Genomic DNA, 14745 nt, shown 5'->3' with positions numbered 1-14745 from the left:
CAATTAATTCCGCTATAGCGGAACAATAACTTCCAGTCAGGAGAAACACCCATGAGCATTACTCGTTACGGCACCGGCAGCACCGCCGGCGGCGGTCAGCCTCGTCCATTCGCCCGCGCTGTCGAAGCCGATGGCTGGCTGCACGTGTCCGGCCAGGTGCCGGCGCTGGATGGCGAGATCATTGTCGGTGGTATCGTCGAGCAGACTCACCAGACCATGAAGAACCTGATCGCTATCCTTGAAGAGGCCGGTTATGGCCTCGAAGACGTGGTGCGCACTGGCGTGTGGCTGGAAGACCCGCGGGATTTCTGGAGCTTCAACAAGGTGTTCTCCGAGTACTTCAAGCCTGAACATGCCCCGGCGCGGGCCTGCGTGCAGGCGAACATGATGGTCGACTGCAAGGTCGAGATCGACTGCATTGCGTACAAGAAAAAGGCTTGAACCGAGTCGCGCCCATCGCGGGCAAGCCACGCTCCCACAGGTTTGTGTGCTGCCACAGATTGCAGACACACCACCATTCCCTGTGGGAGCGGGCTTGCCCGCGAAGGCGGCCTAACGGTGAGCGCGGCACACTGGGTAAACTCCAGGCGACCATGAATGGGAACCACTGAAATGACCGAAGACACCATCAAGCGCCGGGCACGCGGGCTGGACCGGGCGTTCGATATCCTCGATTTCCTCAAGGAGATCGGCCAGCCCCTGCGTCCGAACGACATCGCCAGCGGCATCGGCAGCCCCAAATCCACGGTCTACGAACTGGTGGCCTCGCTGCTGGAACGACGCATCCTGGAGCCGGTGGGCAAGGATGGTCATGTCTACCTCGGTCGCCAGTTGTACTTTCTCGGGCAGGCACACCTGCGACATTTCGACCTGACTCGCGAGGCCGATCACGCCTTGCAGGAAATCGTCAGCCAGACCCGTGAAACGGCGCAGATGTGCCTGCTCAACGGGCGCAAGTACACCGTTGCGCTGATGAAGGAGGGGGAGCGGCATTTCCGCATTTCCTCGGACATCGGTGAAAACGCGCCCATCCCCTGGACCGCATCCGGGCGCTTGCTGCTGGCGCACCTGAGCGACCAGGCAATCGTCGACCTGATCGACCACGACGACTTCATCCTGCCCAACGGCGAACGCTTGGAACTTGCGCAGTTTCTCAAGGAAATCCGTCAGGCCGGAATCGATGGTTTCTTTTCCTTCGATAGCGTCGCCGACACCTTTACCCATTGCTTCGCCGCACCGGTCAAAGACCCCAACGGCGTGGCCATCGCGACCCTGTGCATCGTCGCCCCCCGGGCCGATGCCAAGAACAACTACAACGACTACCGCCGGGTGCTGATCGAAAGCGCCAATAGCCTGGCCCGTCGCATCAACGAATAACAGCGGCTGCCTGCGGCCGCGTGAACGAGGAGTTCGACCATGTCTTCTGCCCCCAATACCGCCGCCGTGGAAAAAGGCACCGCACCCAAGGGTGCCAGCCTGGTGCGTGACGTCAGCCTGCCTGCGCTGGTACTGCACCGCGAGGCGCTGGAACACAACATTCGCTGGATGCAGGCGTTCGTCAGCGACAGCGGAGCGGAACTCGCGCCCCATGGCAAAACCAGCATGACCCCGGCGCTGTTCCGGCGCCAACTGGACGCCGGTGCCTGGGGCATCACCCTGGCCAGTGCCACCCAAACCCGTGCGGCCTACGCTCATGGTGTGCGCCGGGTGCTGATGGCCAACCAGTTGGTCGGTACGCCGAACATGGCGCTGATTGCCGACCTGCTGGCCGACCCGACGTTCGACTTCTATTGCATGGTCGATCACCCGGACAACGTCGCCGACCTCGGTGCCTATTTCGCCTCCCGTGGCGTGCGTTTGAACGTCATGATCGAATACGGCGTTGTCGGTGGTCGCTGCGGTTGCCGCAGCGAGCAGCAAGTGCTCGACCTGGCCAAGGCCATCGCCGCGCAACCGGCGCTGGCCCTGACCGGGATCGAAGGCTACGAAGGGGTGATCCACGGCGATCACGCGGTGACCGGTATCCGCGATTTCGCCGCGTCACTGGTGCGCCTGGCGGTGCAGTTGCAGGACAGCGGTGCCTTCGCCATCCCCAAGCCGATCATCACCGCGTCGGGTTCGGCCTGGTATGACCTGATTGCCGAGTCGTTTGAAGCGCAGAACGCCGCCGGGCGTTTCCTCAGTGTTCTGCGTCCCGGCAGTTACGTGGCCCATGATCATGGCATCTACAAGGAAGCGCAGTGCTGCGTGCTCGACCGTCGCAGCGACCTGCACGAAGGCCTGCGTCCGGCGCTGGAGGTGTGGGCGCACGTGCAGTCGCTGCCGGAGCCGGGGTTTGCGGTGATTGCCCTGGGCAAGCGCGACGTGGCCTACGACGCCGGTTTGCCGGTGCCATTGCTGCGTTACAAGGCGGGCGCCGTGCCGGCCAAAGGCGATGATGTGAGCGTCTGCAAGGTGACTGCGGTGATGGACCAGCATGCGTTCATGACCGTGCCACCGGGGGTTGATCTGCGGGTGGGCGACATCATTTCGTTTGGCACTTCGCACCCGTGCCTGACGTTCGACAAGTGGCGTGTCGGTTGCCTGGTGGATGAGCAACTGAACGTCATCGAGACGATGGAAACCTGTTTCTAAGGGTTTGAGATCGAGTTGCGGCCATCGCGAGCAAGCTCGCTCCCACATTGGATCTATGGCGTTTACAAAATCCCTGTGGGAGCGAGCTTGCTCGCGATGGCGGCCGACCAGACAACACCGAAATACCAGAGACCCCACAACAATGAACACCATCAACACCCTGGGCCCCAACACTCCACGCATCGCCCTGATCGGCGAGTGCATGATCGAGTTGCAGCATCGCGCCGACGGCAGCCTGCAACAGAGCTTCGGCGGCGACACATTGAACACGGCCGTGTACCTGTCCCGGGAACTGGGAGAGGACGGCTCCGTGGACTACGTCACCGCCCTGGGCGATGACAGTTTCAGCGACGCGATGTGCCAGAGTTGGGCGGCGGAAAATATCGGGCTCGCCATGGTCCAGCGTCTGCCCGGACGCCTGCCGGGTTTGTATTGCATCCAGACTGACACCGCCGGTGAGCGACGCTTTCTGTACTGGCGCAACGAAGCGGCCGTCCGCGATTGCTTCACCACCCCGGCCGCCGCGCCGATTCTCACCGCGCTGCCGGATTATGATGTGCTGTACTTCAGCGGCATCACCCTGGCGGTACTCGGAGCGCAAGGTCGGGAAAAACTGCTGGAAACCCTGATCGAAGCCCGCCAGCGCGATGCGCGGATCGTGTTCGACAACAACTACCGGCCACGGCTGTGGGCATCGGTCGAAGACGCCCGGGCGGCATATCGCAGTGTGCTGGCGTATGTCGACCTGGCGTTGCTGACGGTGGATGACGAACAGGCGTTGTTTGGTTATGCCGATGGTGACGCGGTGTTTGCCGCGTATGAGCAGATCGGTACGCCGGAAGTGGTGCTCAAGCGCGGCGCACAAGCGTGCCTGATTCGTTGTGATGGAGAGTCGTTCGAAGTGCCCGCGCAGAAGGTCGAGCGGGTGGTGGACACCACGGCGGCGGGGGATTCGTTCAGCGCGGCGTATCTGGCTTCGCGACTCAAGGGCGGCAGCCCTTCGCAAGCCGCCGAGGCCGGGCATCGGTTGGCGAGCCGGGTGATTCAGGTGCCGGGGGCGCTGATTCCCAGAGATTGAAATGCATTAACTGGGGCGAGGGGGGCTTTGTGGCGAGGGGGCTTGCCCCCGTTGGGCTGCGAAGCAGCCCCAAACCCTGTCTACCGGATTTATCTGACATGCCGAGTGCAGCGAACTCACGAGTGCTGCGCACTCGAACGGGGGCAAGCCCCCTCGCCACAGGGGCCTGACCAGCCACTCAATCCCGGTAAAACACCTGCACCAGGTGATACCCGAACTTGCTCTTGATCGGCCCATGCACCACCCGCAGCGGTTTCTTGAAGATCACCGCATCAATCACGCCGACCATCTGTCCCGGCCGCACTTCACCGAGATCGCCGCCGCGCTTGCCCGATGGGCAGGTCGAATACTTCTTGGCCAGCACGTCGAACGCTTCGCCCTTGGCGATGCGTTGTTTGAGCTGCTCGGCTTCTTCCGAGGTTTTCACCAGAATATGGCGGGCTTGAGCTTTCATTGGCGGTACCTTGCAACGGTGGTGGCTATGTGGGCGGCAGTGGGGGCGCGCGATTATGCCTCAACTCAGTCCGATTGACTGATCATCGTGCGAATCTTGTTGGCCAGCAGATCGATGGAAAACGGCTTGGCTACCATGTCCATGCCCTCTTCGAGAAAACCCTGGCGCTCGGCGGCGATCTCGGCGTAACCGGTCATGAACAGCACTTTCAGTTCGGGACGATGCTGACGGGCGATTTCCGCCAGTTGGCGGCCGTTCATGCCCGGCAACCCGACGTCCGTCACCAGCAGGTCCACCCGCAGGTCCGACTCCAGCAGCGGCAGGGCGCCCTTGGCATCTTCGGCTTCATGGGCGCGGTAACCGAGCTCATTGAGCAGGTCCAATACCAGCATGCGCACCGCCGCATCGTCCTCGACCAGCATCACGGTTTCGCCGGCAATGGCCGCCGGTGCCTCGCCGATGACGGGCGACAAAACTTTTTCCGACTCGGTCGAATGCAGGCGCGGCAGGTACAAGCGCACGCTGGTGCCCCGTCCCGGCAGGCTGAACAGACTGACGTGGCCCCCCGATTGCTGGGCGAAACCGTAAATCATCGACAAGCCCAAACCGGTGCCCTGGCCGATGGGCTTGGTGGTGAAGAAGGGGTCGAATGCCTTGGCCAGCACCGAGGGCGTCATGCCGGTGCCGTTGTCGCTGACGGCAATCATCACGTAGTCACCGGCCTTGACCGGTTCCAGGGTCGTCATGTCACTGCCGTCGAGGTACACGTTGGCCGTTTCGATCTGCAACTCGCCGCCATCGGGCATGGCGTCCCGGGCGTTGATCACCAGGTTGAGCAGGGCGTTTTCCAGTTGGCTGACATCGGTGTTGACCCGCCAGATGTTCTCGGCCAGTTGCAGGTCGAGCTCGATATGGTCGCCCTTGGTGCGCCTGAACAAGTCTTCCAGAGAGTGGATCAGCTCGTTGGGGTTGAGCGGCTTGCGATTGAGTGATTGGCGGCGGGAGAACGCCAGCAAGCGATGGGTGAGGGCGGCGGCGCGGTTGGCCGAGGACACGGCCGCTTCGGTGAATCGACCGATCTCGCTGGCGCGGCCGTCGGCAATGTAGCGTTGCATCAGGTCGAGGCTGCCGATGATGCCGGTGAGCATGTTGTTGAAGTCATGGGCGATGCCGCCGGTAAGCTGGCCGACCGCTTCCATTTTCTGCGCATGGCGCAAGGCGTCTTCGGCACGTTCGCGCTCGAACATCTCGTTTTGCAGGCGCTCGTTGGCTTCGGCCAGTTGGCGGGTGCGGGCGGCAACCCGTTCTTCAAGGGTTTCGTTGAGGTTACGCAGGGCTTCTTCGGTCTTTTTGCGCTCGGTTTCGTCGATCACGAAGATGTAGAAACCGTTCACGGCGCCATCCGCGCCGTGGCGTGGCAGGTAATTCATCAAGGCCTGACGGATGCTGCCGTCGCGGTGTGGCGTGCTGATGCTGAAACAGCAGGGCCGGCCGGACAGCGCCTCCTTGATGTGCGGAGCGCGCAGCGCATAGGCTTCTTCGCCGAGCACCTCAAGAATGGTTCGCCCGTAAAGCTCTTGCGGCGTCAGCCCGTACCAGTCGAGGTACGCCGCATTGTTCAGGCGAAAGCGTTCTTCGCGGTCGACGTAGCTGATCAGGACCGGCATGGCGTTGATGATCAGTTGCAGCTCGGTCTGGCTCTGGCGCAGGGCCTGTTCGGTGTGTTTGCGCTCGGTCAGGTCCAGGGCGGCGCCGAGGAAGCGCACTGGCCGGCCATGGTGATCCTTGTAGCAGCGACCGCGGGCAAATACCCAGCGCATCTGGCCGTCGGTTTGCAGCAGGCGATACTCCTCGGCGTATTCGGTGCCATGGGTGATGCAATGCTTGATGCTGCGGGCGATCAGGGCGCGGTCTTCGGGGTGTACGCCGTGCAGGTATTCACTGATCGGCAATTGACTGGCCATGGCCGGGTCGATGCCATGCAGTTGGGCAAAATGCGCATCGGCGATGAAGCGGTCCTCGCTGATGTCCCAGTCCCAGGTACCGACCGCATCGGTGGCGGCGAGGGCCAGTTGCAGGCGTTCCTCGGTTTCACGCTGGGCCTTGAGGCTGGCCGCCGAGCGCTGTTCGAGTTCGAGGGCGATGCGCCGGCGTTCGTTGGTTTCGATGGCGGTGACCAGGATCCCGGACACCCGGGCACCTTCGTCGCGGATCGGGCTGTAGGTCAGGTCGAGCCAGAAGTCAGACTCCCGGTCCCCGCGTTGCAGGGTAAAGCGCTGCTCGCTGTAGCTGCGCACCTGACCTTGCAGGACGGCGCTGTAGATCGGGTCGGTGAAGTCTTGCAACTCTGGCCAGATCAGGTGTGTCGGTTGTCCGAAAGCGTGCGGATGTTTGCTCCCGGCGAGCAGGGCGAAGCCGTCGTTGTAGATTTGCGTCAGTTGCGGGCCCCATAACAGCAGCATCGGCATCGGTGAATGAATGACGATGTCCACGGCGGTTCGCAGGCTTTGTGGCCAAGTGCTGGCAGCGCCCAGCGGGCTGCTTGCCCAGTCGATTCGGGCGATCAAGGCCTGGGCATCGCTGGCGGTTGGTATTGCGTTCATCAAGGAGTCCTGCACATGAGTCGCTTTGGCTGGGACTATTCTTGCACAGGTGATAGGTGCAGGTTGATTCGAAGGCTTGAGCGGTTACTGTGGGAGCGAGCAAGCTCGCGATGGCGTCGGGTCACGTTGCATTGATGTCAACTGACACTCCGCTATCGCGAGCAAGCTCGCTCCCACAGGTAATCCCATTTCAATCCATCAGTTCGGGCCGGTCACGAAATTGCTCCAGTGCCTCGGGATTGGCCAAGGCATCAGTGTTCTTCACTTTCTGCCCATGCACCACATTGCGCACCGCCAGCTCAACGACCTTGCCGCTGATGGTCCGGGGAATGTCCGTCACTGCCACAATCTTCGCCGGCACATGACGCGGCGTGGTATTGGCGCGAATCACCTGGCGGATCTGCTGTTGCAGGGCCTCGTCCAGTTCGAGCCCGTCGCGCAAGCGCACGAACAGCACCACCCGCACGTCGTCCTGCCACTGCTGACCGATCGCCACGCAGTCGAGCACCTGGGGGACTTTCTCCACCTGGCGATAGATTTCCGCCGTGCCGATGCGCACGCCGCCGGGGTTGAGCACGGCATCGGAGCGACCGTGGATCATCATTGCGCCATGGGGCAGTTGTTCGGCGTAATCACCTTGGGCCCAGACGCAGGGGAACAGGCTGAAATAGGATTTGTGCAGTTTTTCGCCATCAGGATCGTTCCACAGGCCAATGGGCATCGCCGGGAAATGCCGGGTGCAGACCAGTTCGCCTTTTTCACCGATCACCGGGTGGCCTTCGTCGTTCCACACTTCAACGGCCATGCCCAGGCTCTTGCCCATGATTTCGCCGCGCCGCACGGGCGACATCGGGTTGCCGTTGACGAAGCACGAGACGATGTCGGTGCCGCCGGACATCGAAGCCAGGCACACGTCAGCCTTGAAGTCGCGATAGACGAAGTCGTAACTGTGCGGCGACAGTGCCGAGCCGGTGCAAAGCAACGTCTTGAGGCTGCCCAGATCATGACTTTCACGGGGCTTGATACCGCTGCTTTCCAGGGTAGCGAGGTATTTGGGGCTGGTGCCGAAGACGCTGATGCGTTCGTCGTCGATCAGGTCGATCAAGCGTTGTGGCTCGGGCTGGAACGGTGAGCCATCGTACAGCACCACGGAGCTGCCGGTGGCCAGTGCCGACACCAACCAGTTCCACATCATCCAGCCGCAGGTGGTGTAGTAGAACAGCCGTTCACCGGGGCCTAGATCGCCATGCAGGCCGTGTTCCTTGACGTGTTGCAGCAACACGCCGCCGGTGCTGTGGATGATGCATTTGGGCACGCCGGTGGTGCCGCTGGAGTAGAGGATGTACAGCGGATGGGCGAAGGGCACGGGGACGAAATCCGGCTCGCCGCCGGGTTCGTAGAAATCGTCCCACAGCGTCACGTTGGCCTGGGTGTGGAATTCTTCGATGTGCGCCTGTGGCCGGGCGTAAGGCACGACGATCAGCTGTTGCAGCGAAGGCAGACGCTGGAGGATCTCGTTGACCTTGGCGGTCTGGTCGATCTCCTTGCCGGCATAGCGGTAGCCGGCGCAGGTCACCAGTACTTTCGGTTCGATCTGACCGAAACGGTCAACCACCCCTTGGGTGCCGAAGTCCGGTGAGGAGCAGGACCAGATAGCGCCAAGGCTGGTGGTGGCGAGCATGGCCACCAGTGTCTGCCAGGTGTTGGGCATGCACGCGGCGACCCGGTCACCCACACCGACGCCGGCGGCGATCAAGCCATTCTGAAAACCGGCGACCTGCTCGGCGAGTTCAGCCCAGGTCAAATGTTCACGCTGACCGTTTTCGCCGACGGCTATCACGGCGATCGCATCGTCGCGACGCTGTAGCAGGTGTTCGGCAAAGTTCAGCGTTGCACCGGGGAACCATTGGGCGCTGGGCATCCGGGGGCCTTCGAGCAGCACGGCGTCGGGCTGATCGTGGAAGCGGATGTCGAAGAAATCGACGATGGCCTGCCAGAAGTCCGGGCGTTGATCGATGGACCACTGGTGCAGGGCAGGGTAGTCGTCGATCTTGAGGTGGTGTCGCTGATTGATGAAGCGGCGAAAGGCTTCCATGCGGGTCTTGCCAATGCGTTTGGCGTCGGGTTGCCAGAGGATGTCGGACATGGTTTGCCTCTTCTTTTTTATGCCTTCACACAGGCTGATGTGGCGCCGGCTTTTGTGGCGAGGGAGCTTGTGTGGCGAGGGGGCTTGCCCCCGTTCGGCTGCGAAGCAGTCGTGAATCAGACAACCTGAATCGTCTGTGAGTTTTTGGGGCGGCTTCGCCACCCAACGGGGGCAAGCCCCCTCGCCACAAGGGTCTATCAGCCAGTCACTGCGCCAACCACCCACCATCAACATTCCACGCCGCGCCCCGCACCTGGCTGCCGGCTTCGCTGCACAGGAACAGCACCAGTTCACCCAGTTGCGGCGGTGTCACGAATTCCAGCGATGGCTGCTTTTCAGCGAGCAAATCGTGCTGCGCCTGCTGCGGGTCAACTCCACTGGCGGCACGATCATCAATCTGCTTTTGCACCAGCGGCGTCAATACCCAGCCTGGGCAGATCGCGTTGCAGGTGACTTGGGTGGTTGCGGTTTCCAGCGCGACCACTTTGGTCAAGCCGATCACCCCATGCTTGGCGGCGACATAGGCAGCCTTGCCCACCGAACCGACCAGGCCATGCACCGAGGCAATGTTGATCACCCGGCCCCAGCCCTTGGCGCGCATGCCCGGCAGGCTCAAGCGGGTGCTGTGGAACACCGACGACAGGTTGATGGCGATGATCGAATCCCAACGCTCCACCGGAAACTCATCCACCGCTGCCACGTGTTGAATGCCAGCGTTGTTGACCAGAATGTCGACGCCGCCGAACTCGCGCTCGGCGTAGGCGATCATGTCGGCAATTTGCGCCGGATCGCTGACATCGGCCGGGTGATGGCCGACCTTGCCGCCAAACTGTTGCACCTGGGCGATCACTTGGGAGGCATCGCCAAAGCCATTGAGGATCAGGTTGGCCCCGGCCTTGGCCAGGCTGAGGGCGATCCCCAGGCCGATGCCGCTGGTGGAGCCGGTGACCAGTGCGGTCTTGCCCGAAAGAGTCGTCATGAATACCTCACACAATGCCAGTGGCGTAGAAAGTGCCGATCACCACGAAAACCGCCAGGGTCTTGATCAGCGTAATACAGAAAATATCTTTGTAAGCTTCGCGGTGGGTCAGCCCGGTGACCGCCAGCAGGGTAATCACCGCGCCATTGTGCGGCAGGGTGTCCATGCCGCCGCTGGCCATCGCGGCGACCCGGTGCAGCACTTCCAGCGGAATGTTCGCCGCATGGGCTGCGCTGATGAACTGCTCGGACATCGCCGCCAGCGCGATGCTCATGCCGCCCGAGGCGGAACCGGTGATGCCGGCCAGCAGGGTCACGGTAATCGCTTCGTTGACCAGTGGGTTGGGAATGCTCTTGAGCCAGTCGGCCAGTACCAGGAAACCCGGCAGGGACGCGATCACCGCGCCGAAACCGTATTCCGAGGCCGTATTCATCGCCGCCAGCAAGGCACCGCTGACCGCACTTTTACTGCCTTCGGCCAGCTTGCGGCTGATCGCCTTGTAGCCGAACACCAGCACCATGAGGATGCCGACCAGCAAGGCTGCCTGTACCGCCCAGATCGCCGTGAGCTTGGCGATTTCCGTGGTCACCGGCGTGGCCATGCCCGGCAGCGCGAGGCTGTGGGTCTTGCCGTACACCTGTGGAATCCAGTGGGTGAACAGCAGGTTCATGATGCCCACCGCCAGCAGTGGCGACAGCGCCAGCCACGGGTTGGGCAGCTTCAGGTCGGCGGCGGTTTCCGGCTCGTTGCGCAGGTCCGAACCATAGCCTTCACCGGTACGCTGGGCCTTGTTGCGCTGGCGCTGGAGAAACAGCATGCCGGCGCAGAACACGAAGATCGTGCCGATCACGCCCAGCCACGGCGCCGCCCAGGCGGTGGTGTTGAAGAAGGTGCTGGGGATGATGTTCTGGATCTGTGGCGTGCCGGGCAGGGCGTCCATGGTGAACGAGAAGGCGCCCAGCGCAATGGTCGCCGGGATCAGTCGCTTGGGGATGTTGCTCTGGCGGAACATTTCAGCGGCAAACGGATAGACCGCGAACACCACCACAAACAACGATACGCCGCCGTAGGTCAGCAAGGCGCAGACCAGCACGATCACCAGCATCGCCTGGCGGGTGCCGAGCAGGCGAATGGCTGCAGCGACGATGGAGCGCGAGAAACCGGACAGTTCGATCAGCTTGCCGAACACCGCGCCGAGCAGGAACACCGGGAAATACAGCTTGATGAAGCCGACCATTTTTTCCATGAACACCCCGGTGAAAGCGGGGGCGACGGCAGACGGGTCAGTCAGCAGGACAGCGCCGAGGGCGGCAATCGGGGCAAAAAGGATAACGCTGTAGCCACGGTAGGCAGCCAGCATCAGCAGCGCGAGGGCTGCCAAGGCAATGATCACACTCATGGTGTGTCTCCTGGGTTGTTATTTTTGTTGGGTGAAGCCTGGTGGGAGAGGCGTATAGCGAGTTTTGTGCCATCTTGTTAAGTTGTTGAAATATAAGAATATATTTTATTTATGAGGGTTGAGTTCGAATGCTTTATCTCTAATTAGAGACTTTTGGCGGTGGTGCTGGCCTCATCGCGAGCAAGCTCGCTCCCACAGTGGGACGGAGTAGTTCAGTAGAACGCGGTCTACTGTAGGAGCGAGCTTGCTCGCGATGGTTTGTCTAGCAATTGAGACTAATGTCTCTTTATTGAGACTCTGCAATCCCCAGTGCCGCCATTTTCTTGTACAGCGTCGACCGCCCAAGCCCCAGCCGTGCCGCTGCATCAGGCACCTTGCCCCCGCATTGCGCGAGGGTGGTTTCGATCAATTGCCGGTCAAATCGCTCCCGCGCCACACTGAACGTCTCTTGGGCAAGCGGTTCGATGGTCAAGGGCGCCACGCGTTCCACCGGTATGAATGTACCGATCGCCCCGCGGATGTCCGCCACCGTCAGGCGCAAATCATCACTGAGCAGCGCGGCCCGCTCCAACACATTGCGCAGCTCCCGGATGTTCCCCGGCCAGGCGTGTTGCCCCAGCAGTTCCAGGGCTTCGTGGTGCAATTCATGCTGGCTGCGCAGTTCCTCGAGAATGGCCTCACTGAGCGCCGGCACGTCATCGAGGCGGTCACGCAGGGGCGGAACCTGGATCGGCAGCACGTTGAGCCGGTAGTACAAGTCGGCGCGGAATTCGCCGCGCTTGATCGCGGCTTCCAGGTCCGTAGAGGTCGCGGCGATCACCCGCACATCGCTCTGGATCACTTCGTTGGAGCCCACCGGCTCGAATTCCTTTTCCTGCAGCACACGCAGCAGTTTGCTTTGCAGGGGCAGCGGCATGTCGCCGATTTCGTCGAGGAACAGCGTGCCGCCCTGAGCGATCTGCAATTTGCCGGCGCGGCCCTTGCGGTCGGCACCGGTAAACGCACCGGGGGCAGTGCCGAAGAATTCGGCCTCCAGCAGCGATTCGGGAATCGCCGCGCTGTTGATACTGACAAACGCCTTGTGCGCGCGGGGCGAGGCGTTGTGGATCGCCTGGGCCAGCAACTCCTTGCCGGTGCCGGTCTCGCCGAGCAGCAATACCGGCGATTCGGTGCTCGCACTGCGCCGGGCGCGGCGTTTGACTTCCAGGCTGGCGGCGCTGGTGCCGATGAAGTGGGCGAAGTTGTATCTGGTCTGCCGCGCCCGCAGCAGCGAGCGGGTGGAGGCCAGTTCTTCCTGCATGCTCATGTAGCGCTTGAGCATCGGCGACAGGCTACGCAACTCGTCGAACAGGGCGAAACCGATGGCGCCGATGACTACGCCGGCATCGTCGTGAATCGGCAGGCGCATGACCACCAGCGGTTCTTTGGAGGTGTCTTGCATATCCAGCAGAATCGGCCGGCCGGTGCGCACCACCTCACGCAGCAGGCTGCCGGGGATCACGCTTTCGCAGGGCTTGCCGATCGCGACTTCGGCCGATGGCAGGCCGAAGCGCCGGGCATAGCGCTCATTCATCCAGACGATGTTGGCATCGCGGTCGACAATCACCGTGCCCTCGCTTGATTGTTCGATGATTTCGAACAGCGAACGGATCGCCAGCAAGCGAACGCGCTGGTAGTCCTTGAGGCTTTCGGTGGTGTTCATGGGGGGCTGATCCTGATTGTGTATTGCCTGTGGTGGCCTCATCGCGAGCAAGCTCGCTCCCACAGTTGATCTGTGTCGTTCACAAATCCCCTGTGGGAGCGAGCTTGCTCCGGGCGGCGTTCCGACGATGGCCGCGATGCGGTCTAACGGCCAGATTATGCCTGCCCCAACATCGCCGCCGCCAATAGCTCCTTGGTGTACGGATGCTGCGGTGAGTCAAACACCTCATGGCTGGCGCCGCGTTCCACCACTTTTCCGTCCTTGATCACGATCATGTCGTGGGCCAGGGCGCGCACCACTGCCAGATCATGACTGATGAACAGATAGGTCAATCCGTACTTTTCCTGAAGCTGACGGAGCAGGGCGACCACTTGTTTTTGCACCGTGCGGTCCAGCGCCGAGGTTGGTTCGTCGAGCAGGATCAGTGCCGGTTTCAGCACCAGCGCCCGGGCGATGGCGATACGTTGACGCTGCCCGCCAGAGAACTCGTGGGGATAGCGATGGCGACTTTGGGGGTCAAGGCCGACTTCGTTCAGTGCCCGGATCACTTCGGCATTGCACTCTTCAGTGCTCAACTGGCTGTGCACTTCCAGGCCTTCGCTGATGATCTGTGCGACCGACATCCGCGGGCTGAGGCTGCCGAAAGGGTCCTGGAACACCACCTGCATCTTTTTGCGCCACGGCCGTAGCTGTTTTTGCGTCAGGCCGTCCAGCGCCTGGCCTTGAAAGCGAATACCGCCTTCGGAGTCGAGCAAACGCAGGATCGCCTGGCCAAGGGTGGACTTTCCCGAACCGGACTCGCCGACGATACCCAGGGTCTTGCCGCGTTGGATATTCAGGCTGATGCCATCCACTGCACGCAGCCAGGTCTTGCGCTGAAACAGGCCACCACCGACAGGAAACCGCACCTGCAGGTTGTCCACCTCCAGTACGTTTTCGCGCTCGTCCCGGGGCAAGGCTTCGCCCTCGGGTTCGGCGTGCAGCAGTATGCAGCTATAAGGGTGCCTGGGTTCGGTGAACAGGGTTTCGCACGGCGCCTGCTCGACGATTTCCCCGGCCTTCATCACGCACACGCGCTGGGCGATGCTGCGCACCAGATTGAGGTCATGGCTGATCAGTAGCAGCGACATGCCCAGCCGCTGTTGCAGGGATTTGAGCAGCAGCAGGATTTTGCGCTGCACCGTCACATCCAGCGCGGTGGTCGGTTCGTCGGCAATCAGCAGTTCCGGTTCACACGCCAGGGCCATGGCGATCATCACCCGCTGGCGCTGTCCGCCAGACAATTGATGGGGATAGGCCTTGAGGCGCTCTTCGGGTTTCTGGATGCCTACCAGATGCAACAATTCGAGGATCCGCGCTTGCGCCGCCTTGCCCGCCAGGCCTTTGTGCACCAGCAAGGTTTCACCGATCTGTTTTTCGATGCTGTGCAGCGGGTTGAGGGAGGTCATCGGTTCCTGGAAGATCATCGCGATGCGATTGCCGCGCAGTTTGCGCAACTTGCCGGCATCGGCGCCCACCAGTTCCTGGCCGCGATAGCGGATGCTGCCTGTCGTCTCGGTATCGGTTTGCGGCAGCAGTTGCAGGATTGAGTGGGCCGTCACCGACTTGCCCGAGCCCGATTCGCCCACCAGCGCCAGGCATTCGCCGGGGCGGATGTCCAGGCACAGATTGCGCACCACGGTCTGGCCACTGAAGGCCACGCTGAGGTCACGGATTTCGATCAGGTTGGTCATATCAACATCCGCATCAA

11 protein-coding genes are annotated in these 14745 nt (G+C 61.9%); 4 read left to right on the top strand and 7 right to left on the bottom strand.

The window, feature by feature from the left end:
* Positions 1 to 51 precede the first annotated feature (51 nt).
* The 4 genes from AC1RP7_RS26740 (at position 52) to AC1RP7_RS26725 (ending at position 3712) form a co-directional block, all read left to right on the top strand.
* Entirely contained in the window at positions 52 to 441 is a 390-nt protein-coding gene (locus AC1RP7_RS26740) for a RidA family protein (RefSeq protein ID WP_057714589.1), read from the top strand.
* A gap of 171 nt (positions 442 to 612) precedes the next feature.
* A complete protein-coding gene (locus tag AC1RP7_RS26735) occupies positions 613 to 1377 on the top strand; it encodes an IclR family transcriptional regulator (RefSeq protein ID WP_057714591.1) in 765 nt (254 codons plus the stop codon).
* Between the two features lie 39 nt (positions 1378 to 1416).
* Entirely contained in the window at positions 1417 to 2634 is a 1218-nt protein-coding gene (locus AC1RP7_RS26730) for an amino acid deaminase (RefSeq protein WP_493183339.1), read from the top strand.
* 142 nt (positions 2635 to 2776) lie between these two features.
* Complete coding sequence (locus tag AC1RP7_RS26725; protein ID WP_493183341.1) at positions 2777 to 3712, top strand: sugar kinase; 936 nt, start codon at positions 2777 to 2779, stop codon at positions 3710 to 3712.
* A gap of 178 nt (positions 3713 to 3890) precedes the next feature.
* Here AC1RP7_RS26725 and AC1RP7_RS26720 read toward each other — a convergent pair whose 3' ends face one another.
* From AC1RP7_RS26720 to AC1RP7_RS26690, 7 genes are all read right to left on the bottom strand, one after another.
* A complete protein-coding gene (locus AC1RP7_RS26720) occupies positions 3891 to 4166 on the bottom strand; it encodes a peptidylprolyl isomerase (protein WP_007898282.1) in 276 nt (91 codons plus the stop codon).
* A gap of 65 nt (positions 4167 to 4231) precedes the next feature.
* Positions 4232 to 6769: a PAS domain-containing hybrid sensor histidine kinase/response regulator gene (locus AC1RP7_RS26715; protein ID WP_493183342.1), complete on the bottom strand. Its 2538-nt coding sequence runs from the start codon at positions 6767 to 6769 to the stop codon at positions 4232 to 4234.
* Between the two features lie 190 nt (positions 6770 to 6959).
* On the bottom strand, positions 6960 to 8915 hold the full coding sequence (locus AC1RP7_RS26710) for an acetoacetate--CoA ligase (protein ID WP_493183344.1): 1956 nt from the start codon (positions 8913 to 8915) through the stop codon (positions 6960 to 6962).
* A gap of 205 nt (positions 8916 to 9120) precedes the next feature.
* The gene (locus tag AC1RP7_RS26705) at positions 9121 to 9894 is read right to left on the bottom strand and encodes a 3-hydroxybutyrate dehydrogenase (protein WP_154859795.1); all 774 of its coding nucleotides are present in this window, start codon (positions 9892 to 9894) and stop codon (positions 9121 to 9123) included.
* A 7-nt stretch (positions 9895 to 9901) separates the two neighbouring features.
* Entirely contained in the window at positions 9902 to 11293 is a 1392-nt protein-coding gene (locus AC1RP7_RS26700; RefSeq protein WP_223501972.1) for a GntP family permease, read from the bottom strand.
* 286 nt (positions 11294 to 11579) lie between these two features.
* Positions 11580 to 12995 carry a sigma-54 interaction domain-containing protein gene (locus AC1RP7_RS26695; RefSeq protein ID WP_493183347.1) on the bottom strand — a complete coding sequence of 472 codons (1416 nt, stop codon included), beginning with the start codon at positions 12993 to 12995 and terminating at the stop codon, positions 11580 to 11582.
* A 155-nt stretch (positions 12996 to 13150) separates the two neighbouring features.
* Positions 13151 to 14728 carry an ABC transporter ATP-binding protein gene (locus AC1RP7_RS26690; RefSeq protein WP_057714606.1) on the bottom strand — a complete coding sequence of 526 codons (1578 nt, stop codon included), beginning with the start codon at positions 14726 to 14728 and terminating at the stop codon, positions 13151 to 13153.
* Between the last annotated feature and the right edge of the window lie 17 nt (positions 14729 to 14745).

This window comes from Pseudomonas sp. GW822-FHT01E03 (assembly GCF_058802985.1).
This window is presented reverse-complemented; position numbering and strand designations above follow the sequence as displayed.

What these genes read in the sequence shown, in the direction of transcription:
- AC1RP7_RS26740 (WP_057714589.1), top strand. Translation starts at nt 52, where the DNA reads ATGAGCATTACTCGTTACGGCACCGGCAGCACCGCCGGCGGCGGTCAG.
- AC1RP7_RS26735 (WP_057714591.1), top strand. Translation starts at nt 613, where the DNA reads ATGACCGAAGACACCATCAAGCGCCGGGCACGCGGGCTGGACCGGGCG.
- AC1RP7_RS26730 (WP_493183339.1), top strand. Translation starts at nt 1,417, where the DNA reads ATGTCTTCTGCCCCCAATACCGCCGCCGTGGAAAAAGGCACCGCACCC.
- AC1RP7_RS26725 (WP_493183341.1), top strand. Translation starts at nt 2,777, where the DNA reads ATGAACACCATCAACACCCTGGGCCCCAACACTCCACGCATCGCCCTG.
- AC1RP7_RS26720 (WP_007898282.1), bottom strand. Translation starts at nt 4,166, where the DNA reads ATGAAAGCTCAAGCCCGCCATATTCTGGTGAAAACCTCGGAAGAAGCC.
- AC1RP7_RS26715 (WP_493183342.1), bottom strand. Translation starts at nt 6,769, where the DNA reads ATGAACGCAATACCAACCGCCAGCGATGCCCAGGCCTTGATCGCCCGA.
- AC1RP7_RS26710 (WP_493183344.1), bottom strand. Translation starts at nt 8,915, where the DNA reads ATGTCCGACATCCTCTGGCAACCCGACGCCAAACGCATTGGCAAGACC.
- AC1RP7_RS26705 (WP_154859795.1), bottom strand. Translation starts at nt 9,894, where the DNA reads ATGACGACTCTTTCGGGCAAGACCGCACTGGTCACCGGCTCCACCAGC.
- AC1RP7_RS26700 (WP_223501972.1), bottom strand. Translation starts at nt 11,293, where the DNA reads ATGAGTGTGATCATTGCCTTGGCAGCCCTCGCGCTGCTGATGCTGGCT.
- AC1RP7_RS26695 (WP_493183347.1), bottom strand. Translation starts at nt 12,995, where the DNA reads ATGAACACCACCGAAAGCCTCAAGGACTACCAGCGCGTTCGCTTGCTG.
- AC1RP7_RS26690 (WP_057714606.1), bottom strand. Translation starts at nt 14,728, where the DNA reads ATGACCAACCTGATCGAAATCCGTGACCTCAGCGTGGCCTTCAGTGGC.